At 63.1% G+C, this 24,048-nt stretch carries 26 protein-coding genes, 1 tRNA gene and 1 pseudogene; 21 read left to right on the top strand and 7 right to left on the bottom strand.

Annotated features, from left to right (window positions below; genetic code table 11):
- Positions 1-13 precede the first annotated feature (13 nt).
- The 11 genes from kdsD (at position 14) to AB4Y34_RS03580 (ending at position 9,456) form a co-directional block, all read left to right on the top strand.
- Positions 14-997: an arabinose 5-phosphate isomerase KdsD gene (gene kdsD / locus AB4Y34_RS03630; RefSeq protein WP_176382487.1), complete on the top strand. Its 984-nt coding sequence runs from the start codon at positions 14-16 to the stop codon at positions 995-997.
- Positions 997-1,557, top strand: coding sequence for an HAD family hydrolase (locus AB4Y34_RS03625; protein WP_176109614.1), 561 nt, complete (start codon positions 997-999; stop codon positions 1,555-1,557). The genes kdsD and AB4Y34_RS03625 overlap by 1 nt, the downstream gene beginning before the upstream one ends.
- A complete protein-coding gene (gene lptC / locus AB4Y34_RS03620; protein WP_176382485.1) occupies positions 1,554-2,141 on the top strand; it encodes an LPS export ABC transporter periplasmic protein LptC in 588 nt (195 codons plus the stop codon). Before AB4Y34_RS03625 ends, lptC begins: the two co-directional genes overlap by 4 nt.
- Positions 2,142-2,180: 39 nt before the next feature.
- Positions 2,181-2,852, top strand: a complete 672-nt coding sequence (gene lptA / locus AB4Y34_RS03615; RefSeq protein WP_176109615.1) for a lipopolysaccharide transport periplasmic protein LptA — start codon at positions 2,181-2,183, stop codon at positions 2,850-2,852.
- Between the two features lie 17 nt (positions 2,853-2,869).
- Positions 2,870-3,646, top strand: coding sequence for an LPS export ABC transporter ATP-binding protein (gene lptB, locus AB4Y34_RS03610; protein WP_176382530.1), 777 nt, complete (start codon positions 2,870-2,872; stop codon positions 3,644-3,646).
- A 191-nt stretch (positions 3,647-3,837) separates the two neighbouring features.
- Positions 3,838-5,355: an RNA polymerase factor sigma-54 gene (locus AB4Y34_RS03605; protein ID WP_176110653.1), complete on the top strand. Its 1,518-nt coding sequence runs from the start codon at positions 3,838-3,840 to the stop codon at positions 5,353-5,355.
- 170 nt (positions 5,356-5,525) lie between these two features.
- The gene (gene raiA / locus AB4Y34_RS03600; RefSeq protein ID WP_008921708.1) at positions 5,526-5,882 is read left to right on the top strand and encodes a ribosome-associated translation inhibitor RaiA; all 357 of its coding nucleotides are present in this window, start codon (positions 5,526-5,528) and stop codon (positions 5,880-5,882) included.
- Positions 5,883-6,224: 342 nt separating this feature from the next.
- Complete coding sequence (locus AB4Y34_RS03595; protein WP_368715265.1) at positions 6,225-6,740, top strand: PTS sugar transporter subunit IIA; 516 nt, start codon at positions 6,225-6,227, stop codon at positions 6,738-6,740.
- A gap of 80 nt (positions 6,741-6,820) precedes the next feature.
- A complete protein-coding gene (hprK, locus tag AB4Y34_RS03590) occupies positions 6,821-7,789 on the top strand; it encodes an HPr(Ser) kinase/phosphatase (protein WP_008921706.1) in 969 nt (322 codons plus the stop codon).
- A 98-nt stretch (positions 7,790-7,887) separates the two neighbouring features.
- The gene (rapZ, locus tag AB4Y34_RS03585; protein WP_368715264.1) at positions 7,888-8,781 is read left to right on the top strand and encodes an RNase adapter RapZ; all 894 of its coding nucleotides are present in this window, start codon (positions 7,888-7,890) and stop codon (positions 8,779-8,781) included.
- 39 nt (positions 8,782-8,820) lie between these two features.
- On the top strand, positions 8,821-9,456 hold the full coding sequence (locus tag AB4Y34_RS03580; RefSeq protein WP_013088324.1) for an LON peptidase substrate-binding domain-containing protein: 636 nt from the start codon (positions 8,821-8,823) through the stop codon (positions 9,454-9,456).
- Positions 9,457-9,477: 21 nt separating this feature from the next.
- Here AB4Y34_RS03580 and mutY read toward each other — a convergent pair whose 3' ends face one another.
- Both mutY and mutM read right to left on the bottom strand, forming a co-directional pair.
- Entirely contained in the window at positions 9,478-10,611 is a 1,134-nt protein-coding gene (gene mutY / locus AB4Y34_RS03575; protein ID WP_368715263.1) for an A/G-specific adenine glycosylase, read from the bottom strand.
- A 7-nt stretch (positions 10,612-10,618) separates the two neighbouring features.
- A complete protein-coding gene (gene mutM, locus AB4Y34_RS03570; protein ID WP_368715262.1) occupies positions 10,619-11,449 on the bottom strand; it encodes a bifunctional DNA-formamidopyrimidine glycosylase/DNA-(apurinic or apyrimidinic site) lyase in 831 nt (276 codons plus the stop codon).
- A gap of 87 nt (positions 11,450-11,536) precedes the next feature.
- Between mutM and AB4Y34_RS03565 the strand changes: the two genes are divergently transcribed.
- The 8 genes from AB4Y34_RS03565 to hisC all read left to right on the top strand — a co-directional run bounded on the left by AB4Y34_RS03565 (position 11,537) and on the right by hisC (position 18,805).
- On the top strand, positions 11,537-13,378 hold the full coding sequence (locus tag AB4Y34_RS03565) for a tetratricopeptide repeat protein (RefSeq protein ID WP_368715261.1): 1,842 nt from the start codon (positions 11,537-11,539) through the stop codon (positions 13,376-13,378).
- Complete coding sequence (lolB, locus tag AB4Y34_RS03560; RefSeq protein WP_368715260.1) at positions 13,378-14,010, top strand: lipoprotein insertase outer membrane protein LolB; 633 nt, start codon at positions 13,378-13,380, stop codon at positions 14,008-14,010. Before AB4Y34_RS03565 ends, lolB begins: the two co-directional genes overlap by 1 nt.
- A gap of 87 nt (positions 14,011-14,097) precedes the next feature.
- On the top strand, positions 14,098-14,979 hold the full coding sequence (gene ispE / locus AB4Y34_RS03555) for a 4-(cytidine 5'-diphospho)-2-C-methyl-D-erythritol kinase (protein ID WP_368715259.1): 882 nt from the start codon (positions 14,098-14,100) through the stop codon (positions 14,977-14,979).
- Positions 14,980-15,031: 52 nt separating this feature from the next.
- Positions 15,032-15,108: transfer RNA gene (locus tag AB4Y34_RS03550), tRNA-Gln, on the top strand.
- A 74-nt stretch (positions 15,109-15,182) separates the two neighbouring features.
- Positions 15,183-16,139 (top strand): ribose-phosphate pyrophosphokinase, encoded by a 957-nt coding sequence (locus AB4Y34_RS03545; RefSeq protein WP_008921698.1) that lies wholly within the window; start codon positions 15,183-15,185, stop codon positions 16,137-16,139.
- Positions 16,140-16,302: 163 nt separating this feature from the next.
- On the top strand, positions 16,303-16,920 hold the full coding sequence (locus AB4Y34_RS03540) for a 50S ribosomal protein L25/general stress protein Ctc (RefSeq protein WP_013088318.1): 618 nt from the start codon (positions 16,303-16,305) through the stop codon (positions 16,918-16,920).
- A gap of 149 nt (positions 16,921-17,069) precedes the next feature.
- Complete coding sequence (pth, locus tag AB4Y34_RS03535; RefSeq protein ID WP_176382470.1) at positions 17,070-17,675, top strand: aminoacyl-tRNA hydrolase; 606 nt, start codon at positions 17,070-17,072, stop codon at positions 17,673-17,675.
- A gap of 50 nt (positions 17,676-17,725) precedes the next feature.
- A complete protein-coding gene (gene hisC / locus AB4Y34_RS03530; RefSeq protein ID WP_368715258.1) occupies positions 17,726-18,805 on the top strand; it encodes a histidinol-phosphate transaminase in 1,080 nt (359 codons plus the stop codon).
- A 76-nt stretch (positions 18,806-18,881) separates the two neighbouring features.
- Here the strand turns inward: hisC and AB4Y34_RS03525 are convergent, their stop codons facing one another.
- Entirely contained in the window at positions 18,882-19,139 is a 258-nt protein-coding gene (locus AB4Y34_RS03525) for a YfhL family 4Fe-4S dicluster ferredoxin (RefSeq protein WP_176382466.1), read from the bottom strand.
- A gap of 242 nt (positions 19,140-19,381) precedes the next feature.
- On the opposite strand from AB4Y34_RS03525, the pseudogene AB4Y34_RS03520 reads away from it, so the two are divergent.
- Positions 19,382-19,651: pseudogene (locus AB4Y34_RS03520) on the top strand (winged helix-turn-helix domain-containing protein); the annotation flags it as partial.
- 57 nt (positions 19,652-19,708) lie between these two features.
- Here the strand turns inward: AB4Y34_RS03520 and coaD are convergent.
- Both coaD and rsmD read right to left on the bottom strand, forming a co-directional pair.
- A complete protein-coding gene (gene coaD, locus AB4Y34_RS03515; protein ID WP_176109624.1) occupies positions 19,709-20,218 on the bottom strand; it encodes a pantetheine-phosphate adenylyltransferase in 510 nt (169 codons plus the stop codon).
- Positions 20,219-20,318: 100 nt separating this feature from the next.
- Positions 20,319-20,933 (bottom strand): 16S rRNA (guanine(966)-N(2))-methyltransferase RsmD, encoded by a 615-nt coding sequence (gene rsmD, locus AB4Y34_RS03510; RefSeq protein WP_368715257.1) that lies wholly within the window; start codon positions 20,931-20,933, stop codon positions 20,319-20,321.
- A gap of 250 nt (positions 20,934-21,183) precedes the next feature.
- On the opposite strand from rsmD, the gene ftsY reads away from it, so the two are divergent.
- Entirely contained in the window at positions 21,184-22,338 is a 1,155-nt protein-coding gene (ftsY, locus tag AB4Y34_RS03505; protein WP_368715256.1) for a signal recognition particle-docking protein FtsY, read from the top strand.
- A 121-nt stretch (positions 22,339-22,459) separates the two neighbouring features.
- Here the strand turns inward: ftsY and maiA are convergent, their stop codons facing one another.
- On the bottom strand, positions 22,460-23,104 hold the full coding sequence (gene maiA, locus AB4Y34_RS03500; protein WP_176382460.1) for a maleylacetoacetate isomerase: 645 nt from the start codon (positions 23,102-23,104) through the stop codon (positions 22,460-22,462).
- 34 nt (positions 23,105-23,138) lie between these two features.
- Positions 23,139-23,837, bottom strand: coding sequence for a fumarylacetoacetate hydrolase family protein (locus AB4Y34_RS03495; RefSeq protein ID WP_368715255.1), 699 nt, complete (start codon positions 23,835-23,837; stop codon positions 23,139-23,141).
- Between the last annotated feature and the right edge of the window lie 211 nt (positions 23,838-24,048).

Genomic DNA, 24,048 nt, shown 5'->3' with positions numbered 1-24,048 from the left:
CTATACTCCGCGCATGATAGCGAAAATCAATGGCGACAGGGCACTCACGCTTGCTCGCGACGTACTCGACATCGAAGCGGACGCCGTGCGCGCGCTTCGCGACCAGCTCGACGGCAGTTTTGTCGGCGCGGTCGATTTCATCCTGGGTTGCCGTGGGCGCGTGGTCGTCTCCGGCATCGGCAAATCAGGCCACATAGCCCGCAAGCTGGCGGCCACGCTGGCAAGCACCGGCACACCCGCGTTCTTCGTGCATCCGGCGGAAGCCAGTCACGGCGACCTCGGCATGGTCACCGCCGACGACGTCTTCCTCGCGCTGTCCAATTCTGGCGAAACCGAAGAGTTGATGGCAATCCTGCCGCTCATCAAGCGGATCGGCGCGAAGCTGATCGCGATGACGGGCCGCCCCGGCTCCAGCCTCGCGCAGCTCGCGGACGTGCATCTGAATTCCGGCGTCGCGAAGGAAGCCTGTCCGATGAATCTCGCGCCCACCGCCAGTACCACCGCCGCGCTCGCGCTCGGCGACGCGCTGGCGGTCGCGGTGCTCGACGCGCGCGGCTTCGGCCGCGACGACTTTGCGCGCTCGCATCCGGGCGGCGCGCTCGGCCGACGCTTGCTCACCTACGTGCGCGACGTCATGCGCACCGGCGACCAGTTGCCGCAGGTCACACCCGAGGCCACCGTCAGCGATGCCCTCTTCCAGCTGACCGCGAAACGCATGGGCATGACCTCGGTTGTCGACCATGAAGGCCGTGTGACGGGCATCTTCACGGATGGCGACCTGCGCCGCGTGCTCGAACGCGACGGCGATTTTCGCCAGTTGCCGATCGGTTCGGTGATGACCGCGAGCCCGCGCACGATCGGGCCGGATCAACTCGCGGTCGAAGCCGTGGAACTGATGGAGCGCTATCGCATCAATCAGATGCTGGTCGTCGACGAATCGGGCAAGCTAATCGGCGCGCTCAACATGCACGACCTGTTTTCGAAGAAGGTGATCTGATGGCAGTTGCTCCCCCTACCGCTACCGAACGCGCAAGCCGCGTGAAGCTGATGATTTTCGACGTCGACGGCGTACTGACCGACGGCGGCCTGCTGTTCACGGCGGAAGGCGACACGATGAAAGGCTTCAACTCGATGGACGGTCACGGCATGAAGCTGCTGCGCCAGGCCGGCATCGAAACGGCCATCATCACCGGGCGCCAGTCCGGCATCGTGGCGGCGCGGGTGAAAGAATTGAACATCACGCACGTCTACCAGGGCGTGCAGGACAAGCCGCAGGCGTTCGCCGACCTGCTGCGGCAAACCGGCCTCACCGCCGAGGAATGCGGCTACATGGGCGACGACTGGGTCGATCTCGCGGTAATGCTGCGCGTCGGCTTCGCGGCTGCGCCGGCCAATTCGCATCCCGAAGTGATCGCGCGTGCGCACTGGGTCAGCGAGGCGCGCGGCGGCCACGGCGCGGCACGCGAAGTGGTCGATACGCTGCTGCGCGCGCAGCACAAATATGAAGCACTGCTTGCGGCGGCGTGCAGCGGCGAGCAACGGGGCCTCGTGGGATGAACCAGTTTCGCCTGACTTCGCTGATCCCGCTCATCGCGATGGCGGCGCTCGCCGGCATCACGTGGTGGCTGCTGCAAGCCACGTTGCCGAGCAAGACCGACAACGAGGTGCGCCCGAAAGAGCACACGCCGGACTACTTCGCGGACAACTTCTCGGTGTCCGAGCTCGACCAGTCTGGCGCGACGCAGTACCGGCTGACCGCGCAGTCGCTGGTCCATTACGAGGACGACGAAATGAGCGACCTCGTCAAACCGGCGATGCGCGCGTTCCAGCCCGGCAAACCGATCGTCACCGCGACCGGCGATACCGGCACGGTCAACGCGGATGCGTCGATCGTCAATCTGTACCAGAACGCCCGCATCCTGCGCGCGCCCGGCGGCGGCGATCCGCAGATGCAGGCTGATTCCGAGCATTTCAGGGTCCTCGTCAACGACGATGTGATCGAGACTGAAAAGCCAGTTAAACTTCAGCGCGGCATGTCGGTGATGACTGCCAGCGGCATGAAATACAACAATGTCACCCGGTTTATGCAATTGTTCGGCAATGTAAGAGGCGCAATCGCCGCGTCCGATTCCGGCCACTAAGCCAACGCATACCGGGTAATCCATTCCAGGCGTGACTGCATGAACGAATCGCTCCCCCGTTTTGATACCGGCCGTTCGCGCGCGCTGTCCGCGTGCCGCGCCGCACTCGCTGCGCTCGTCGTCGCGTTGCCGCTCGTCGGCTTCGCGCCGCTCGCGCACGCGGACCGCGCCGACAAGGACAAGCCGCTGAACATCGAAGCTGACAACATGACTTACGACGACCTGCGGCAGGTCAGCATCTTTACCGGCCACGTGGTGGCGACCAAAGGGACGATCCTGATCAAGGCCGATCGCGTCGAAGTGTCGCAAGATCCGCAGGGCTACCAGTTCGCGACCGGCACCTCGAGCGGCAACAATCTGTCGTATTTCCGCCAGAAGCGCGAAGGGCTCGATGAATACATCGAGGGTACGGCCATCCGTATCGATTACGACGGCAAGCAGGATCTGACCACGCTGACCACCAACGCGACGGTGCGCCGCCTGCAGAGCATGACGACGCTGCTCGACCAGGTGCACGGCAGCGTGATCACCTACGACGGCCAGAACGACTTCTACACCGCCAAGGCGGGCAAGGACGTCGCCGGTCCGGGCAATCCCACCGGCCGCGTGCGCGCGATGCTGTCGCCGCGCAATGCGGGCGCCGCGCCGCTGACCGGCGCGTCGGCCACGCTCACGCCGTCCAACTCGATCCAGGGAGCGCCGAACCAGTGAGCACCATCAGCAGCACCATCGCGCCCCTCCCCCATCGCAAGCCGGCCGGCACCAGTAGTTCGCTGGCCGTGCGCAATCTGAAGAAGCGCTATGGCTCGCGCACGGTCGTCAAGGACGTGTCGCTCGACGTGAAAAGCGGCGAAGTGGTCGGCCTGCTCGGCCCCAACGGTGCCGGCAAGACCACGTCGTTCTACATGATCGTCGGCCTCGTGCCGCTCGACGCCGGCGAAATCGATCTGGATGGCAAGTCGATCAGCCTTCTGCCCATTCACAAGCGCGCTTCGCTCGGCCTGTCGTATCTGCCGCAGGAAGCGTCGGTGTTCCGCAAGTTGACCGTCGAGCAGAATATTCGCGCGGTGCTGGAACTGCAGCATGACGAAAACGGCAAGCGCCTCGGCAAAGACGCGATCACGTCGCGCACCGAAGCGCTGCTCGACGAGCTTCAGATCGCGCATCTGCGTGAAAATCCGGCGCTGTCGCTGTCGGGCGGCGAGCGTCGTCGGGTTGAAATTGCGCGCGCGCTGGCAACCAATCCGAGCTTCATCCTGCTCGACGAACCGTTCGCCGGCGTCGACCCGATCGCGGTGCTGGAAATCCAGAAAATCGTCAAGTTCTTGAAGCAGCGCAATATCGGCGTCCTGATTACCGACCACAACGTACGCGAAACGCTAGGTATCTGCGATCACGCGTACATCATCAGCGACGGCAGCGTGCTGGCCGCCGGCGCGCCTAGCGACATCATCGAAAACGAAAGCGTGCGGCGCGTCTATCTGGGCGAGCACTTCCGCATGTAAGCACACACGGCGTCCCCGGCCACGCGAGCGCGCGCGGCCGGCCGCGGCGCCAATTTTGCGGCACCGCACATTCGTTGTCAGACGGCGCAGGCTGGCGCCGGGCGGCGCGCCATTTCGGCGTACCCAAAAATTGCGTGTGCCGCAAGGTATCGCGGTCGTGGCAAACTCTCTACAATGAATCTCAACTTGCCATGAAAGCCAGCCTCCAACTCCGCCTATCGCAGCATCTTGCGCTGACGCCGCAACTGCAACAGTCCATCCGGTTGCTGCAGTTGTCGACGCTCGAATTGCAGCAGGAAGTCGCCATGGCGATCTCGCAGAATCCACTCCTCGAAAACGAAGACGAGTGGATTGCGAGCCCGTTGCGGGTTGCGGCCGACGGTTCCGTGATCGCCCAGACACCGGGCTCCTCAGCGCCGGCCGACCCGATGGCCGGAAACGGTTCGGCATCGTCCGAGGGCAGCGGCGAGCGAGCCGAAAGCGGCGAACCGCAGGGTGTCGATGAATACAACGGCCTTTCGGGCGACGGCGGCGGCGACACGTCACAGTGGAACCTCGACGACTACGGCCGCTCCGGCAACGCGTCGGACGACGACGACCTGCCTCCGCTGCAAATCCACGAATCGAGCACATCGCTGCGCGACCACCTGATGGCGCAACTACGTGTCACCCAGGCGAGCCAGCGCGACCGCGCGCTCATCACGTTCCTGATCGAATCGCTCGACGACGACGGCTATCTCGCCGCCACGCTCGAAGAAGTGCTGGCCGACCTGCCCGAAGAACTCGAAGTCGATGTCGACGAACTGAACGCCGCGCTTGCGCTGCTGCATAGCTTCGACCCTCCCGGCGTCGGCGCGCGGTCCGCGTCCGAATGTCTGAAGCTGCAGTTGCTGCGGCTCGAGCCATCGCCCACGCGCACGCTTGCGCTAGACATTGTCGGCCACTACCTGGAGTTGCTCGCCGCGCGCGATTTCACGCGGCTGCGCAAGCACCTGAAGGCCAGCGACGACGATCTGCGCGACGCGCATGTGCTGATCCGCTCGCTCGAACCATTTCCGGGCGCCGCCTACGGCAAGGCCGAAGCGGACTACGTTGTGCCCGACATCATGGTGCGCAAAACGGCACAGGGCTGGCAGGCGGAGCTGAATCCCGAGGTGGTGCCGAAGCTGCGGATTAACCATCTGTACGCCAATATTCTGCGCAATAACCGCGGCGATCCGGGCAGCGGTTCGTTGCGCCAGCAACTGCAGGAAGCACGCTGGCTGATCAAAAATATCCAGCAGCGTTTCGAGACGATCCTGCGAGTCGCGCAGGCAATTGTCGAGCGTCAAAAGAGCTTTTTTGTGCACGGCGAAATCGCCATGCGCCCCTTGGTTTTGCGGGAAATAGCTGATACGCTGGGCCTACACGAGTCGACTGTCTCGCGTGTGACAACCGGTAAATACATGCTTACCCCTTTCGGGACGCTGGAATTCAAGTACTTTTTCGGCTCGCACGTTTCGACGGACACCGGCGGCGCGGCCTCCTCCACGGCCATTCGCGCGCTGATCAAACAACTGATAGGAGCGGAAAACCCGAAATCGCCACTTTCAGACAGTCGCATAGCCGAACTGCTGGCGGAACAGGGCTTCGTGGTCGCACGTCGTACCGTTGCGAAATACCGTGAGGCGCTCAAAATCCCGGCAGTCAACCTGCGCAAGTCTCTGTAGCTCGCCGCGTTTTGCAGCGGGCATTTACCGGCCGCTCCGCACCTGGCGGACAGGCCGGCCGCTGCGACCTGCCAGATGTCCGTCACCGGGGGGCGACATAGGCAAGCCGTCAGATCGACCGGACCTTTGTCATTGTGCGGACCAAGCGGCCATTAGCTTGGAGAAGCACTATGAATCTCAAGATCAGTGGACACCACCTCGAAGTAACGCCTGCGTTGCGCGAATACGTGATCACCAAACTGGACAGGGTGCTAAGACATTTCGATCAGGTCATCGACGGCAGTGTGGTCCTCTCGGTCGACAACCATAAGGAAAAGGAGAAGCGTCAAAAGGTGGAAATCAACCTCCACCTGAAGGGCAAGGATATTTTCGTCGAGAGTTGTGACAGTGATTTGTACGCTGCGATCGATCTGATGATCGACAAGCTCGACAGACAGGTGATACGCCACAAGGATCGTCTGCAAGGCCATCAGCACGAAGCGATCAAGTATCAGCCGGCGCCGCAACTGGACGTGCCGCCGCAATAGGACAAACTCGAGGGAATTGCTGATTTCTCTGGGACTCGTCAAGCCGCCCGCAACTGGGCGGTTTTTCGTTTCAGCGCCCGGCGCGCGCTCTGCGCCGGTGCGCCCTCGCCGAGGCCAAGCTCAATCATTCGCGCAGACGTTTGCGCAGCGCGACATATTCCGCGCCGCAAGCGGTGAAAAACCTGATATGCATAGATGGCGCGCCGCACCATCGGCTGTCACCCTGTTCTATAATGTTCCGGTTACCATCGGGGTCGAGCCAGTTCTGATGAAGTACGGCCGGTCGAAATCTCACGCTTTCCCGATCGACTCTCACCGTCCGTCTTCGCCAGCATCGAACGAATGGAACGTCACTCAACCGCCCCGGTGGGGAGAACTCAGGCCACGTTTTCGCCTGTCAACATGAATCGTTTAGCCAAATTTCTTCCCCTCGAGAACGTCGTCATCGGACTATCGGTCACCAGCAAGAAACGCGTGTTCGAGCAAGCGGGCCTGATCTTCGAGAACCAGAACGGCATCGCCCGCAGTACCGTCACAGACAATCTTTTTGCGCGAGAACGACTCGGCTCGACCGGGCTCGGCGAAGGCGTCGCGATTCCGCATGGGCGGATCAAGGGCCTCAAGCAGCCGCTCGCCGCATTCGTCAGACTCGCGGAACCCATCCCCTTCGAAGCGCCGGACGGCCAGCCGGTCTCGCTGCTGATCTTCCTGCTCGTCCCCGAGCAGGCCACTCAACAGCACCTCGAAATTCTTTCCGAGAACGCGCAATTGCTGTCCGATCGCGACGCCCGCGAGCGGCTGCACACTGAAGAAGACCGCGAATCGTTGCATCGCCTGCTTACTCAGTGGCAACCTTGAGGCAATGGCGGCGGTAGTACATACGCGCGCGCACACGCAGGTAAGGCCCGGCAAGCGGCTAACACTGGAGTCACTGACTCATGGATACGTCCAGCATCAACGCCCAGAGCATTTTCGACGACAACGCCGCCATGCTGAAGCTCAGCTGGCTCACGGGGCATGAAGGCTGGGAGCGCGGCTTCTCTTCGGAATCGGTCGCCAATGCCACGTCGAGCGCCGACCTCGTCGGCCACCTGAACCTGATCCACCCGAACCGGATCCAGGTGCTCGGCGATGCGGAAATCGACTACTACAAACGTCAGACCGATGAAGACCGCTCGCGCCACATGGCCGAACTGATCGCGCTCGAGCCACCGTTTCTCGTCGTGGCGGGCGGCGTCGCGGCGCCGCCTGAGCTCGTGCTGCGCTGCACGCGCTCGTCGACGCCGCTGTTCACGACGCCGACCTCGGCGGCGGCGGTGATCGATAGTCTGCGTCTTTACATGTCGCGGATTCTCGCGCCGCGCGCGACGCTGCACGGCGTTTTTCTCGACATCCTCGGCATGGGTGTGCTGCTGACCGGCGACTCGGGTCTCGGCAAGAGCGAGCTCGGCCTCGAACTGATCAGCCGCGGCCATGGTCTCGTCGCCGACGACGCGGTCGACTTCGTGCGCCTCGGCCCCGACTTCGTCGAAGGACGCTGCCCGCCGCTGCTGCAGAACCTGCTGGAAGTGCGCGGCCTCGGTCTGCTCGACATCAAGACGATCTTCGGCGAAACGGCGGTGCGCCGGAAAATGAAACTGAAGCTGATCGTGCAACTGGTGCGCCGCCCCGACGGCGAATTCCAGCGACTGCCACTGGAAAGCCAGACCGTCGACGTGCTCGGCCTGCCGATCAGCAAGGTGACGATCCAGGTGGCCGCGGGCCGCAACCTCGCGGTGCTGGTCGAAGCGGCCGTGCGCAATACGATCCTGCAGTTGCGCGGTATCGACACGCTGCGCGATTTCATGGATCGGCAACGTCTCGCCATGCAGGATCCCGATAGCCAGTTTCCCGGCAAGCTGATCTGAAGCCGATCACAGCGCCATGAAGCGCCCACAGAAGGCAGGACGCGGGCACGGGCATCGAGGCCAGATGCTATGATGAAATCTACGCTTTCGACGACTCCATGCGCATAATCCTGATCACCGGTATCTCCGGCTCCGGCAAATCGGTTGCCCTGAACGCGCTCGAAGACGCGGGTTATTACTGCGTCGACAATCTGCCGCCGCGTTTTCTGCAGCAACTCGCCACCTACCTCGCCGCTGACGGCCAGGACCGTCTCGCGGTCGCGATCGACGCGCGCTCCGGTTCGTCGCTCGACGAAATGCCCGCGATGATCCGCGACCTCAAGCGCTCGCACGACGTGCGCGTGCTGTTCCTGAGCGCGAGCACGCAGTCGCTGATTCAACGCTTTTCCGAAACGCGCCGCCGCCATCCATTGTCTGGCTCGCCCGCGCACGACGCGGACGTTGGCCTGCTCACGTCGCTCGCCGAAGCGATCGAACGCGAGCGCGAACTGGTCGCGGGACTTGCCGAATTCGGCCATCAGATCGACACGAGCAATCTGCGCGCGAACGTGCTGCGCGCATGGGTCAAACGCTTCATCGAGCAAGAGGACGCGGGGCTCGTGCTGATGTTCGAGTCGTTCGGTTTCAAGCGCGGCGTACCGCTCGACGCGGATTTCGTATTCGACGTACGCACGCTGCCGAACCCATACTACGATCATGAATTGAGGCCGCTCACCGGGCTCGATAAACCGGTGATGGATTTTCTCGATGCGCAGCCGGTCGTCCACGAGATGATCAACGACATCGAGAAGTATCTGTCCAAGTGGCTGCCGCATTTCCGCGACGACAATCGCAGTTATCTGACCGTCGCAATCGGTTGCACGGGCGGCCAGCACCGCTCGGTATTCATCGCGGAGACGCTTGCCGCGCGTCTCGCGACATCGGCGAATGTGATCGTGCGGCACCGTGATGCGCCGGTCGACGTCGGCGAATCATCGAAGCTGGTGGCTTAACCGGCCGCATCGCGCGGCCTTAACCCGAAGCGTTGCGCCATGTCCTCTACGCCTACTGTGTACGCCGATTTGCCGCTGTTTCCGCTGCATACGGTGCTATTTCCCGATGGCTTGCTGCCGCTAAAAATCTTCGAAGCGCGCTACCTCGACATGGCGCGTGACTGCCTGCGGGAAAAAACACCGTTCGGCGTGTGCATGCTGAAAAGCGGCGCCGAAGTCGCGCGTGAGGAAGAACCTTCGGTGCCCGAAACGATCGGCTGTCTCGCCGAAATCGACGAGTGCGACGTCGAGGCATTCGGCATGTTGCTGATTCGCGCACGCGGCACGAAGCGCTTTCGTCTGTTGTCGCATCGCGTCGAAGCGAGCGGCCTGCTGGTTGGCATGGCCGAGCCGCTCGCCGACGACCTGCCGCTCGAAGGCAACGAGCTATTGGCCAAATTCGGCGCGTGCGCGGAAGTGCTCGAACGGATCATCGCGACGATCCGCGAACGCGATCCGGACAGCCTGCCGTTCGCGGAGCCTTTCCGGCTCGACGATCCGTCGTGGGTGTCCAACCGTCTCGCCGAGGTGCTGCCAATCGCGTTGCGCGCGCGGCAAAAGCTTATGGAACTGACCGATGCCGGCGCGCGCATCGACGTCGTGCATCACTACATGCAGCAGCATCAGTTGCTGTGAAATCCTGAAGTCGTCCTTCCGCTAGATCAACGAACCATGCAGGCTGGCGAGCAGCTTGCGCACCGGGGCCGGCACGCCGAACGAATCCAGATCTCTGAGCGCAACCCAGGCGGTGTCCGCATCGTTGAGCGCGGCCAGAGCACCGACACCGCGATCGAGTTCGGCAAGCCGCGGTTCGATGTCGAGCTTGAAATGCGTGAACACGTGGGAGAACGACGCAAGCGCCGACACCTCACCGTCGCTGCCGAACGCGCGTGCCCGCTCGGCGAGCTTCGCTTCGTCGGCGGCTTCGGGCAGACTCCACAGACCGCCCCAGATGCCCGACGGCGGACGCCGCTCGAGCATCACCGCGTTGCCGTCGCGCAGCACCAGCATCCACGTGCGGCGCGTCGGCACCGCTTTTTTCGGGCGCGCGGTCGGCAATTCGCGCTGACGTCCGGTGACGTTGGCGACGCAGTCCGGCGCGAACGGACAGCGCGTGCAGTCGGGTTTGCCGCGCACGCACAAGGTCGCGCCGAGATCCATCAAGCCCTGCGTGTAGGCGCTGACCTCCGCCTTCGACGCATTCGACGGCAATAGTGATTCCGCGAGCGTCCACATTGCGTTCTCGACTTTCTTCTCGCCCGGAAAACCTTCGACGCCGAACACGCGCGCGAGCACGCGCTTTACGTTGCCATCGAGAATCGTCGCGCGCGCACCGAACGCGAACGACGCGATCGCCGCGGCCGTCGAGCGGCCAATGCCGGGCAACTCGGCGAGTTCATCAACCGACGCGGGAAACGCGCCGCCATGCTGCTCGACGACGACCTGCGCGCAGCGATGCAGATTGCGCGCGCGCGTGTAGTAGCCGAGGCCGGCCCACAGTGCCATCACGTCATCGGATGTCGCCGCGCCGAGCGCGGCGACATCCGGGAAACGCGCGAGGAATTTCGCGTAGTACGGAATCACCGTCGAGACCTGGGTCTGCTGCAGCATGATTTCGGACAGCCAGATTCGATACGGGTCCCGCGTGTTCTGCCACGGCAGATCGTGGCGGCCATGCTGACGCTGCCAGGCGATGAGGCGCGCGGAAAAATCGGGCATCGGCGTGAATGCGGGCGTGGTGTCGGACGCGCTGGAGCGCGCGGCGGTCGTTGGAGTCAGGCGGGAAGGCATTAAGAATCTAGCGCTGGCAAGTGGGACAGAAGTACGTGGAGCGTTGTCCCTGCACGATCTGTTTGATTGGCGTTGCACACACACGGCATGGCAGGCCCGCGCGATCATAGACGAAGTAGTCGAACTGGAAATAGCCGCTTTCGCCGTTGCTGCCGACGAAATCGCGCAGCGTGCTGCCGCCCTTGTCGATCGCGGCGGCGAGCGTCACGCGCACGGCATCGGCCAGCAGTTCATAACGCACGAGCGACACGCGGCCGGCCGCGGTGGTCGGCCGGATACCCGCGCGAAAGAGACTTTCCGACGCGTAGATGTTGCCCACGCCGACCACGATGTCGCCTGCCAGCAAAGCCTGCTTCACCGACACCTTGCGCCCGCGCGTCAACCGATGCATCAGCGCGCCCGAAAACGCCGGCGAGAAAGGCTCGACGCCAAGGCTCGCGAGCAGCGGATGCCCGAGGATGTCGCCTTCCTCGCGCGGATGCCACAGCACCGCGCCGAAGCGGCGCGGATCGCGATAGCGCAGGATGAAGTCGTCGAAGATCCAGTCGACATGATCATGCTTCGCCGCGGCAGGCGGATGCGGCACATGACGCAAAACGCGCAACGTGCCCGTCATGCCGAGGTGCACGATGAACCACCCTGCGTCGATTTCGAACAGCAGATACTTGCCGCGTCGCTCGACTTTGCGCACCACATGGCCACGCAAGGTTTTCGCAAGGTCGGCCGGAATCGGCCAGCGCAGCGCGGCCGTCCGCACGTCGACGCGCTCAACCTTGCGCCCGGACACATACGGTTCGATCCCTCGTCGGGTAACCTCGACTTCTGGCAACTCTGGCATGGCTGATTGGTCTGCTACTTGCGTGAGTGGTTGTGCGCGTATTGTAGCGAGCGCGTTACAATCGACTGAAACATTGAACGGATTTCCATGAACGTGTCCTTCGTGAAGCTGCTTTCAAAGCGCCGCGCGCGTGTGTCCAACGTGCCGCTCGCCGTGTCCGCTCGCCGGATGCTTGGTGCGGGTGCGCTCGCATTGTGGGCGCTCGCCGCCGTGCCCGCGCATGCGCAGGACCCGTCGCCAGATTCCGACGACACGTCGGTCACGATGCCGGACCCGCTGGGTCCGTCAACCCCTCAAGACGAAAAGTCTTTGCCCGGGGTGCCTCTGTCGAGCCAGATCGTCTTCCAGGTGCTGGCCGCCGAGATCGCGCTGCAGCGCGATCAGCCAGCACCGGCCTATCAGACCTACCTCGCGCTCGCGCGCGACACGCACGACCCGCGCATGGCGCAACGCGCCACCGAAATCGCGCTCGCCGCGCAGAGCCCATCAGACGCGCTCGCCGCCGCGCAATTGTGGCAACAGTACGCGCCCGGTTCGGAACGCGCCGCGCAACTCGATGCGTCGCTGCTCGTGCTGTCCGGCAAGCCCGACGACGCGTCGCCGATCCTGTCGCAGGAACTCGCGAAGGTACCTGAGGAAAATCGCGGCAGCGCAATCCTCGCGCTGCAATTGCTGTTGTCGCGCGGCCCGAACCGCGTCGGTGGCCTGCACGTGTTGCAGGACCTGCTGAAGAACGACATGAACCGACCGGAAGCGCAACTGGCCGTCGCACGCCAGCAGTTGCTGGCCGACGACGCGCCGGGTGCGCGCAAGTCGCTCGAGCAGGCGCTCACGATCAAGCCCGACTATCTGCCCGCGGCGTTGGTGCTGTCGCAGATGGGCCCAGAGGAGCGCAAGGAAGGCATCGCGTCGCTCCAAAAGTACGTGCAGCAGAATCCGAAATCGCATGACGCGCGGCTCGCACTCGCGCAGATGTATCTCGCGAGCGACCGTCTCGACGACGCGCAGAAGCAGTTCGAGATCATGCGCAAGGCAAACGCCAACGACCTGACGCCGTTGATGGCGCTCGCGCTGATCAAGATCCAGCAGAAGAAACTCCCCGAAGCGCAGACCTATCTGATTCAATACGCGCAGCAGGCCGAGAAGACGCCGGGCGCCGATGCGGGCCAGGCCTACATCTATCTCGCGCAGCTAGCGCTCGAACAGAAGAATGAGGCGGCCGCGAGCGACTGGCTGAACAAGATCTCGCCGGCGAGTCAGCAATACCTGGCCGCGCAGATCACGCGCGCGCAACTGCTCGCGAAGCAGGGCAAGACCGAGGAGGCGCGCCAGTTGCTCGCCAACTTGCAGACCTCGGATCCGCGTGACGTGGCGCTGATCGCGCGCACCGATGCAGCGGTCCTATTCGACGCGAAGCGCTACCCGGAGGCCGAAGCGCGTCTGCAGCAAGCCACGGCGAACTTTCCCGACGACCCCGACCTCACCTACGACTACGCGATGGCCGCCGAGAAAACCGGCCATTACGACGTCATGGAAGCGCAGTTGCGCAAGCTGATCGAGACGCAGCCGGACAATCCGCAGGCGTATAACGCGCTCGGCTATTCGCTCGCCGATCGCAATCAGCGCCTGCCGGAAGCGGACAAGCTGGTCGAGAAGGCCTCAGCCCTTGCACCGAACGATGCGTTCATCATGGACAGCGTCGGCTGGGTCAAGTACCGGATGGGTAACACGGCCGATGCGATCAAGCTGCTGCGCAAGGCATACAGCCTCCAGCCGAACGCCGAGATCGGCGCGCACCTCGGCGAGGTGCTGTGGAAGGCCGGCGAACAGGAACAGGCGCGCGCCGCGTTCCGCGAGGCGCGCAAGCTCGAACCCAACAACGAGACTCTCGTCAAAACGTTGCAACGTCTTCAGGTAAACGATCTTTGATGCGTCTTTTCCGTTTGATTTCTTTTTCCATGGCACCGCGCGGCATCGCGCTTGGTTGCGCGGCGGCAGCGGTTGTCGCGTTGGCCGGCTGCGCATCGGTGAAGCCGCAGGGGCCGTCCACGTCGAACGCCGCGACCGAGGTTACCGCGCAAACCAGCCGCTCGTATCAGGGCCGCTTCGCGATCCAGTACAACGATCAGAACGGCCAGCAGCGCAACGCCTACGGCAATTTCTCGTGGCAGGAAACGGGCGACACTGTCACGCTGCAATTGCGCAATCCGCTCGGCCAGACGCTGGCCATCGTGACCTCGTCACCGGCTTCGGCGACGCTCGAGTTGCCGAACCGCCAGCCGCTCACCGCTGATAATGTGTCGACGCTGATGCAAAACGCGCTCGGCTTCACGCTGCCGGTCGAAGGGTTACGCTACTGGCTGCAGCCATCGCCGGCGCCGACCTCGCGCGCGCAGACCGAGAAGGATCCGGAGCAACCGTCGCGCCTGAAGCAGATCACCCAGGATGGCTGGACGATCGACTATGTCGCCTATGCCGATGCGCCGGCCACCGGCGTGAAGCGCGTCAATCTGAGTCGCTCGGAGCCGCCGCTCGACATCAAGCTCGTGCTCGATCAGTGAATCGTCGTTGCTGCTGTTTGTCCCGGCATCCGCTCACGTAACCTTGCCACCCGTATGGCGCCACCGTGGCGCATGTAGTCTTCACTCATGATCGAAACAACCGATTCGCTGCGCGACTGTCTCGCGCCAGCGAAACTCAATCTCTTCCTGCACATCACCGGCCGTCGGCCGGATGGTTATCACACGCTGCAAACGGTCTTCCAGTTGCTCGACTGGGGCGACACGCTGCACTTCACGCGACGCGATGACGGTCTCATCACGCGCCGCACCGAAATCGCCGACGTGCCGCCCGAGCATGACCTGACCGTACGGGCCGCGACTTTGCTGAAGTCGCATACGGGCTGTCGCGAAGGCGTCGATATCGAAATCGACAAGCGCCTGCCGATGGGCGCGGGCCTCGGCGGCGGCAGCTCCGACGCCGCGACGACGCTGCTCGCGCTCAATCGCCTGTGGAAGCTCGATCTGCCGCGTCAGGAGTTGCAGGACCTTGCGTTGAAGCTCGGCGCGGACGTGCCTTTCTTTGTATTTGGAAAAAATGCGTTTGCAGAGGGTGTCGGAGAATCATTAGACGTTGTACAATTGCCGCCGCGTCACTTTCTGGTAGTGACGCCGAGGGTCCAGGTTCCAACTGCAGCGATTTTTTCCGAAAAAGCGTTGACAAGAGATACAAAGCCCCTCATAATTACGGACTTTCCTGCAGAACATAGCTGCAACACTGAATGGCCAGAAAGCTTCGGCCGGAATGACATGCAGGAGGTTGTAGTAGGAAAGTACGCGGAAGTAGCGCAAGTGTTGCGATGGTTTGAGAGCATCGCACCAGCGCGGATGTCCGGATCGGGTGCCAGTGTTTTTGCAGCGTTCCGTAGCAAAGCTGAAGCAGAAGCGGCGCAAGCCAAGCTGCCCGGCGAATGGAGCAGCGCAGTAGCCGCGGGCTTGGATCAGCATCCACTCTTTGCTTTCGCGTCATAAGTTTTGCATCGTCGAACGAAACTCCACGTTCGGCGGAGCTCAAAGTTAGTGTAGGGGAGTCGCCAAGCTGGTTAAGGCACCGGATTTTGATTCCGGCATGCAAAGGTTCGAATCCTTTCTCCCCTGCCAAAAATTCTCGTAGTTCGCTGTAGTTCGCCGCAGTAATTCACATTCTCCCGCCCCCAGCCTGAAGTAGGTGCATGATGAGCAGCCATGACGGCCTGATGGTTTTTACTGGCAACGCAAATCCCGCGCTTGCACAGGAAGTCGTCAAAAACCTCGGTATTCCCCTCGGCAAAGCAATGGTTAGCCGTTTCTCGGACGGTGAAATCCAGGTCGAGATTCAGGAAAATGTGCGCGGCAAGGATGTCTTCGTCCTGCAATCCACGTGCGCGCCGACTAACGACAATCTGATGGAACTGATGATCATGGTCGATGCGCTCAAGCGCGCATCCGCTGGCCGGATCACCGCAGCCATCCCTTACTTCGGTTATGCCCGTCAGGATCGTCGCCCGCGTTCGGCGCGTGTCGCCATCTCGGCGAAGGTCGTGGCGAACATGCTGGAAATCGCCGGCGTCGAGCGGATCATCACGATGGATCTGCACGCCGACCAGATTCAAGGCTTCTTCGACATCCCGGTCGACAACATCTACGCAACACCCGTGCTGCTCGGCGATCTGCGCAAGCAGAACTACGACAACCTGATGGTTGTTTCGCCGGACGTCGGCGGTGTGGTCCGCGCCCGTGCATTGGCGAAGCAACTCAATTGCGACCTCGCGATCATCGACAAGCGTCGTCCGAAGGCGAACGTCGCCGAAGTGATGAACATCATCGGTGAAGTCGAAGGCCGCACCTGCGTGATCATGGACGACATGGTCGACACCGCAGGCACGCTGTGCAAGGCCGCGCAAGTTCTGAAGGAACGCGGCGCGAAGCAGGTATTCGCGTACGCCACCCACCCGGTTCTGTCGGGCGGCGCGGGCGAGCGTATCGCCGCCTCCGCACTCGACGAACTCGTAGTCACGGACACGATTCCGCTCGGCGAAGAAGCCCGTTCGTGTGCGAAGATCCGTTCGCTGACGAGCGCCGGCTTGCTGGCCGAAACGTTCTCGCGTATCCGCCGCGGCGATTCGGTGATGTCGCTGTTCGCTGAAAGTTGAGCATTTGCGAAGACGCCGCGTACCGCTTGATGCGACACGCGGCGTTTTTGCACAATCGGCATGAACGAACGAAGGTTCTTGCCGCGATCCCGGGCCTCAGCCATTACGGCTTCGAGGCCCTATTTTTACTGCCTGGTCGCGGGCAGTGCATTGGAGATTCAACATGAAAGTAGTCGCTTTCGAGCGTTCCCAGCAAGGTACGGGTGCGAGCCGCCGCCTGCGTAACTCGGGCAAGACCCCGGGTATCGTTTATGGCGCTGGTGCTGACACGCAATTGATCGAACTCGATCACAACGCCCTGTGGCACGCGCTGAAGAAAGAAGTTTTCCACTCGTCGATCCTCGATCTGGAAGTGGCAGGCAAGTCGCAACAGGTTCTGCTGCGCGACGTGCAATACCACCCGTTCCGTCAGCTCGTGCTGCACGTGGACTTCCAGCGCGTCGACGCGTCGAAGAAGCTGCACACCAAGGTGCCGCTGCACTTCCTGAACCAGGAAACCAACCCGGCAGTGAAGCTGTCGAGCGCGGTGATCTCGCACGTCATCAACGAAATCGAAATCGAGTGCCTGCCGTCGGCACTGCCGGAATTCATCGAAGTTGACCTCGCGAAGATCGAAGCTGGTCAATCGGTTCACGCGAAGGACATCCCTCTGCCGGCAGGTGTGGCGCTCGTCGCCCACGTCGACGCGGAGAACCCGGTGGTCGCTGCTGCAACGATCCCGGCTGGCGCAATCGCTGAAGACGCTGCTGCTGCTGAAGGCGGCGAAACGCCGGCTGCTTAAGAGCCTTCCGGTTCGAAGCAAGCAATCCTCTCGATCCGTTTCCGATGAAACGGTCGATGTGACCCGCCGAGGTTCGCCCTGGCGGGTTTTTTTTCGGCTTTTTTTAGTCCGGTTCATTTCACTTCCGGACCTGGTGGACTCACGCAATCATGATCAAGCTGATCGTCGGGCTCGGCAATCCGGGCGCCGAATACACCGCGACGCGTCACAACGCCGGCTGCTGGCTGGTCGATCAACTCGCACGCGAGGCTGGCACGACGCTGCGCGACGAGCGGCGCTTTCACGGCTTTTACGCGAAGGCGCGGTTGCATGGCGAGGAAGTGCATCTGCTCGAGCCGCAGACCTACATGAACCGTTCTGGTCAGTCGGTCGTCGCGCTTGCGCAATTCTTCAAGATTCTTCCCGACGAGATCCTCGTCGCGCACGACGAGCTCGACATGCCGCCCGGCAGCGTCAAGCTGAAGCTCGGCGGCGGCAGCGGCGGGCATAATGGCCTGAAGGACATCAGCGGGCATTTGTCGTCGCAGCAATACTGGCGGCTGCGGATCGGCATCGGTCATCCGCGTGATCTGATTCCCGAAAGCGCGCGCGCTGGCGCGAAACCGGACGTCGCGAACTATGTGCTGAAGCCGCCGCGGCGAGAAGAGCAAGAGGTCATCGACGCGTCGATCGAGCGCGCGCTCGCGGTGATGCCGCAGATCATCAAGGGCGAGCTCGAACGCGCAATGATGCAACTGCATCGCAATAACAGCTGACGCGCGCCACATCCTTCGAAACCCGCAATCGACCCCGCGAGGAGAATCGCTTGAGCCGCTACTGGAGCGACATCGTTCACCGTCTGACGCCGTACGTGCCGGGCGAGCAGCCCGCGCTCGCGCATCCGGTGAAGCTGAACACCAATGAGAATCCGTATCCGCCGTCGCCGCGCGTGCTCGACGCGATCCGCCGCGAGCTCGGCGACACGGCCGACGCACTGCGCCGCTATCCCGATCCGAGCGCACGCAAGCTGCGCGAAACGGTCGCCGCGTATCACGGCATCCGCGCCGACCAGGTATTCGCGGGCAACGGCTCGGACGAAGTGCTCGCGCTGACATTCCAGGCCTTGCTGAAGCACGACAAGCCGCTGCTGTTTCCCGATATCACGTACAGCTTCTATCCGACCTACGCGAAGCTGTTCGAGGTCGACTACCGCACCGTCCGGCTCGACGGGGGTTTCGCGATCAACGTCGACGACTACGCGGTGCCCAATGGCGCCATCCTGTTTCCGAATCCGAACGCGCCGACCGGCCGGCCGCTGGCGCTGGCGGAAATCGAACGCCTCGTCGCCAGCCATCCTGATTCGGTCGTGGTGATCGACGAAGCCTATGTCGACTTCGGCGCCGAGTCGGCGATTGCGTTGATCGACCGCTATCCGAATCTGCTCGTCGTGCAGACCGTGTCGAAGTCACGTTCGCTCGCCGGCATGCGCGTCGGCTTCGCGTTCGGCGATGCGGCGCTGATCGATGCGCTCAATCGCGTGAAGGACAGCTTCAATTCGTACCCGCTCGACCGTCTAGCGCAAGCCGCTGCCACCGCCGCGTACGAAGACGACGCGTGGTTTCGCGAATGCTGCGCGAAGGTGATCGCGAGCCGTGAACGGCTCGCGGCGGAATTGACGGCGCTCGGCTTCGAGGTGGTGCCGTCGGCCGCGAATCTGCTGTTCGCGCGGCATCCAGGGTACGACGCGGCGACGCTCGCGTCGCGGCTGCGGGAAAAGGAAATTTTCGTGCGGCACTTCAATGCACCGCGGATTGACCAGCATCTGCGGATCTCGGTCGGCACCGACGCCGAGTGCGACATCCTGCTCGACGCGTTGCGGGGTATTTTCAGCGCTTACGTCGGATAACGGAAACGCCGCCGCAAAAAAAACGGCGAAGGCCCGCTGGCCTTCGCCTTTTTCTTTTGCGCGTCACCCGCGCACGTCAGGTGCCTTTGGCGGCCTGCAACGCGTGATATTTCGCGATCAAACCCTCAGGCGTTTCGAGGTAGTTCGGGTCACGCGGAATGCACTCGACCGGGCACACCTGGATGCACTGCGGCTCGTCGAAATGACCGACGCACTCGGTGCACTTCTTCGGATCGATCACATAGATTTCCGGGCCCATCGAAATCGCGTCGTTCGGGCACTCAGGCTCGCAGACGTCGCAGTTGATGCACTCGTCGGTAATCATCAGGGCCATGCTGCCACCAACTTTGCTAGATAAAACAACACATTATAGCTTTTTCGCCCCCGCGCGGTCGTGCAATCCCGCGCCGGCACCGTGGACGACTGCGCTTCCTGGTTAGGTAGATTTCGTTGCGAACTGGTTGGCGTATGCGCTGTTCAACGCCAACTGAATGCTCAACATGCCATTCGACATGCGGGAATTGCCGGGCTGTTTCGGTGACAAGGCCTTTGTGCCGGGCTCGACAAGAATGTAGAGTCGATCCGCTCGAAGAAAAGATCCTGGAGTTCGTTGCTCGCATGAGGCAAAAAAACGAACGCCTGTCGGTTCGGGACATGATCGCCCAAAGTGCGCTCGGGTCTCCGGCCACCTTGCATGCCCGGATCACGTCAATGCGCGAAAAAGGCTGGCTCCTGCTCCACAACACCGAAGATGCTCGCCGCAAACAGGTCGAGCTAACGCCCGCCGCCCTCCGACACTTCGACAAACTTGCCGAGGCATTCGCCAAGGCCGCGAAGGGTAGCTGACATTGCACTGCGTCGCATAAATGATCCGTCAAAACCGGCCATTCGCGCGACTCAGGCTCACGTCCCCTGGGCACCGCCCTGCGGATCCAGCGAAGCGACCTTCTCCTTCAGCCATTTTTCGACTGACGGGAACACGAACTTGCTGACGTCGCCGCCCAACTGCGCGATCTCCCGCACGATCGTACCTGAGATGAACTGGTACTGATCGGACGGCGTCATGAACATCGTCTCGACGTCGGGAAGCAGATAGCGGTTCATGCCCGCCATCTGGAACTCGTACTCGAAGTCCGACACCGCGCGCAGACCCCTGACGATCACCCGCGCGTTGTTGCTCCGCACGAAGTCCTTCAGCAGTCCCTTGAAGCTCATCACCTGGACGTTCGGATAGTGGCCGAGCACCTCGTGCGCAATCGCGAGGCGCTCCTGGAGAGTGAAAAACGGCTTCTTGGCACGGCTGTCGGCCACACCGACCACCAGCGTGTCGAAAATGCTCGACGCGCGCCGAACGAGGTCTTCGTGACCGCGCGTCAGCGGATCGAACGTGCCCGGGTACACGGCGACTACCATGAGACTTCTCCTCTTTTCAGACAAAAGGGCACGTCCAAGCGACGCATTTCGCACCGGCGCGGATGACGATAAACCGCCCGGCCCTTTTTTGGAACGCGCATTATTCCTTATTTTCGCGCTGCAGCAAATGAAAGTGCACTGCGCCCGCCTTGCCGTGCCGCACGACCTCCCAGTCCGCAAGCGACTGATGAGCGGTCGGTTCGAGCGCTTCGCCGGCCTCGACATAAAGATAGCCGTCGGGGCGCACGAGCGGCACGGCCACCGCGAGCGCCTTGCCGAGCAAGTCGGCATCGAACGGTGGATCGAGGAACACTACGTCGAACGAGCCCGGGGCGAGGCTCGCCGCAAGACGCAAGCCGTCCGCCTCGGCGATTTCGATCATGCGTGCATCGAGCCGCTGCTGGTTCGCGCGCAACTGGCCGGCGGCGCGCGCATGACGTTCCACCATCAGCACGCGCGCCGCGCCGCGCGACGCAGCTTCGAAGCCGAGCGCGCCGCTACCTGCGAACAGATCGAGACAGTGCTGGCCGTCCAGACGCTGGCCGAGCCAGTTGAACAGCGTTTCGCGGACGCGGTCGGGCGTCGGGCGCAGGCCGTCCAGATCGAGCACGGGCAGCGGCGAGCGTTTCCAGTCGCCGCCGATGATGCGAATGGCATGCGGCTTGCCGCCTTTGGACGAAGCGCCAGCGGCGCGTGAAGGTGCTAAACGAGGCATGCAGTATCGTGCAGTTTCAGCTAGGTGTTGAATACGCCCGCAACGCCGGTGCGCGCGGGCCCGAGCGCCCACGTTACCACAGGGGCGGCGCGCGTCCAGCTTGCCCGGGCGGCCAATACGACGCACCGCGGCACGCCTGATAAAATGTGCGGCTGCCAGCGCCCCGCCTTTTCGCATCCCGGCGCTGCCCACCGCTTCGCCGGTCCCGTGCCGGCTGCGCGCATCGGCGCGCTCTCCCATACGTCAGATCATGTTCAGCTTTTTCAAACGATTCAAGGGTTCGAAAGAGTCCGATACCGCCACAGACGAATCGCTGGCGGCGCAAGACGGCGCGACGCCCGAGGCCGAGGCCGTCGAGCCGGTTCCGCCCGCCAAATCCGTCGAGCCCACGCCGGCCGCCGTTCCGCCTGTGGTCACGACCATCATCGAGCCGCAGCCCGAGCCGCAAGACGCCGCGCTCGACAGCGTGGAAATCGTCCCGCCGCCCTTGCAGGACGCCGGCGAAAAACGCTCGTGGCTCACGCGCCTGAAGAGCGGCCTCGCGAAAACCAGTTCGAACCTGACCGGCATCTTCGTCGGCACGAAGATCGACGAGGACCTGTACGAGGAACTCGAAACCGCGCTGCTGATGTCGGACGCCGGCGTCGAGGCGACCGAATTCCTGCTCGAATCGCTGCGCGAGAAAGTGCGCACCGAGCGCCTGACGGACCCGCAGCAGGTCAAAACCGCATTGCGCACGCTGCTCGTCGAGTTGCTGAAGCCGCTCGAAAAATCGCTGATGCTCGGCCGCGCGCAGCCGCTCGTAATGATGATCGCCGGCGTCAACGGCGCGGGCAAAACCACCAGCATCGGCAAGCTCGCGAAGCATCTGCAGAGCTTTCACCAGTCGGTGCTGCTCGCTGCCGGCGACACGTTCCGCGCCGCCGCGCGCGAACAGCTTGCCGTCTGGGGCCAGCGCAACAACGTGACCGTGGTCGCGCAGGAAAGCGGCGATCCGGCTGCGGTGATCTTCGACGCGGTCGGCGCCGCGCGCGCGCGAAAGATCGACGTGATGATGGCCGACACGGCTGGCCGCCTGCCCACGCAGTTGCATTTGATGGAAGAACTGCGCAAGGTGAAGCGCGTGATCGGCAAGGCGCAAGACGGCGCGCCGCACGAAGTGCTGCTCGTGATCGACGCTAACACCGGCCAGAACGCGCTCACGCAGGTCAAGGCGTTCGACGACGCGCTCGGCCTCACCGGCCTGATCGTCACCAAGCTCGACGGCACCGCGAAGGGCGGCATCCTCGCGGCGATCGCGCGGCAGCGGCCGATTCCGGTGTACTTCATCGGCGTCGGCGAAAGGGTCGAGGATCTGCAGCCGTTCAGCGCGGAGGAGTTTTCGGACGCGCTGCTGGGCGGCTGATCCCGCAATCGCTTGACCGCCGCGGCGCTCGCCGCTCGCGGCGCGCAAAAAGGAAAAGGGCACTCCGCGGGGTGCCCTTCTTCGTTTCGAGCCGCCGTCAACGCTTCAAGCGATCCCGCGATCACTCCGCGTCCGGCTGTGCGCCCGGCGCAGCGCGGGCGAACGCATCGAGTTGCATCGCGTGGTCGTAGATGCGCTGGATCGTCGGAAACTTTGCGGTGTCGACCTTGAAGCGCTGTGCGTTGAAAACCTGCGGAATCAGGCACGCGTCGGCAAGTGTCGGTGTGTCGCCGAAACACAGTTTGCCGGTGCGCGCGTCGCCGGCGAGACGCGCTTCCAGCGTCGCGAAGCCCGCGTCGATCCAGTGCCGGTACCACGCGTCCTTCGCGTCGTCGTCGACTCGCAGCGTGTGCTTTAGATAGCGCAGCACGCGCAGATTGTTCAGCGGATGAATCTCGCACGCGACCTGCAGCGCAACCGAGCGCACGTAGGCGCGATCGAGCGGCGCCTTCGGCAGCAGCGGCGGCTCCGGATGCGTCTCCTCGAGATACTCGATGATCGCGAGCGACTGCGGCAGCAAATGATTGCCGTCGGCGAGCGTCGGCACGATGCAGTCCGCGTTGATCTTGCGATACTCGGGCTTTAGTTGCTCGCCGCCTTCGCGCACCAGGTGCACAGGCACGTACTCGTACGTCAGGTTCTTCACGTTCAGCGCGATGCGCACGCGATACGACGCCGAGCTACGAAAATAGCTGTAGAGCTTCATGTTCTCTGCCTCCTCCACCTGCCCGCAAGCCGTCTCAAACGACGCGTACGCTGAATTCGCCGAGTCCGTCCACGCCGCCCCTCATCAGGTCACCCTTCATGACCGCGCCGACGCCTTCCGGCGTGCCGGTGAAAATCAGGTCGCCGGGCTGCAGTTCGAACAGCGTCGACAGATACGCGATCGTCTCCGCCACCGACCAGATCAGCTGCGACACGTCCGCGCGCTGCTTGTCCTCGCCGTTCACCGACAGCCAGATCGCGCCCTTGCCGATGTGACCAACTGCCGAAGCCGGGTGGATCGGGCCGAGCGGCGCCGAGTGATCGAAGCCCTTGGCGGTGTCCCACGGACGACCCATCTTCTTCGCTTCGCCTTGCAGGTCGCGGCGCGTCATGTCGAGACCGAGCGCGTAGCCGTAGACGTGGTCGAGCGCGCGCTCGACGGGGATGTCTTTGCCGCCCTCGCCGATCGCCGCGACCATTTCCATTTCGAAATGGACGTTCTTCGTCTGCGACGGATATGGGAATTCGCCGGTGGTGCCCGGCGCGACGTAGACGACCGCATCGGCCGGCTTCGAGAAGAAGAACGGCGGTTCGCGGTCCGGGTCGTGGCCCATTTCGCGCGCATGCGCTTCGTAGTTGCGCCCCACGCAGTAGATGCGGCGCACCGCGAACTGCTCGCTCGACCCCACGACCGGCACCGCGACCTGCGGTGCGGGTGCAAACACGTAACTCATCCCGTTCTCCGTTTTTCGATGGGCGCCGCCGAGGCGGCGAGAAACATCGAGTGTAACGCGCGGCACGGCGCGGGTGCATGTCAGGCGGGCCGTCGCGCGTCACCGCGTGCCCGCTTCGCCGCTGTTCGCCCGTTCGCCATAGATGCGATACTCACACCGAATAGCTTCCCGAATGCCGTAGCCGACGCCCAAGCGCGGCACGCCACCGCCT

Source organism: Paraburkholderia sp. BR10954 (assembly GCF_040965775.1).
Classification (GTDB): Bacteria; Pseudomonadota; Gammaproteobacteria; order Burkholderiales; family Burkholderiaceae; genus Paraburkholderia; species Paraburkholderia youngii.
This window is presented reverse-complemented; position numbering and strand designations above follow the sequence as displayed.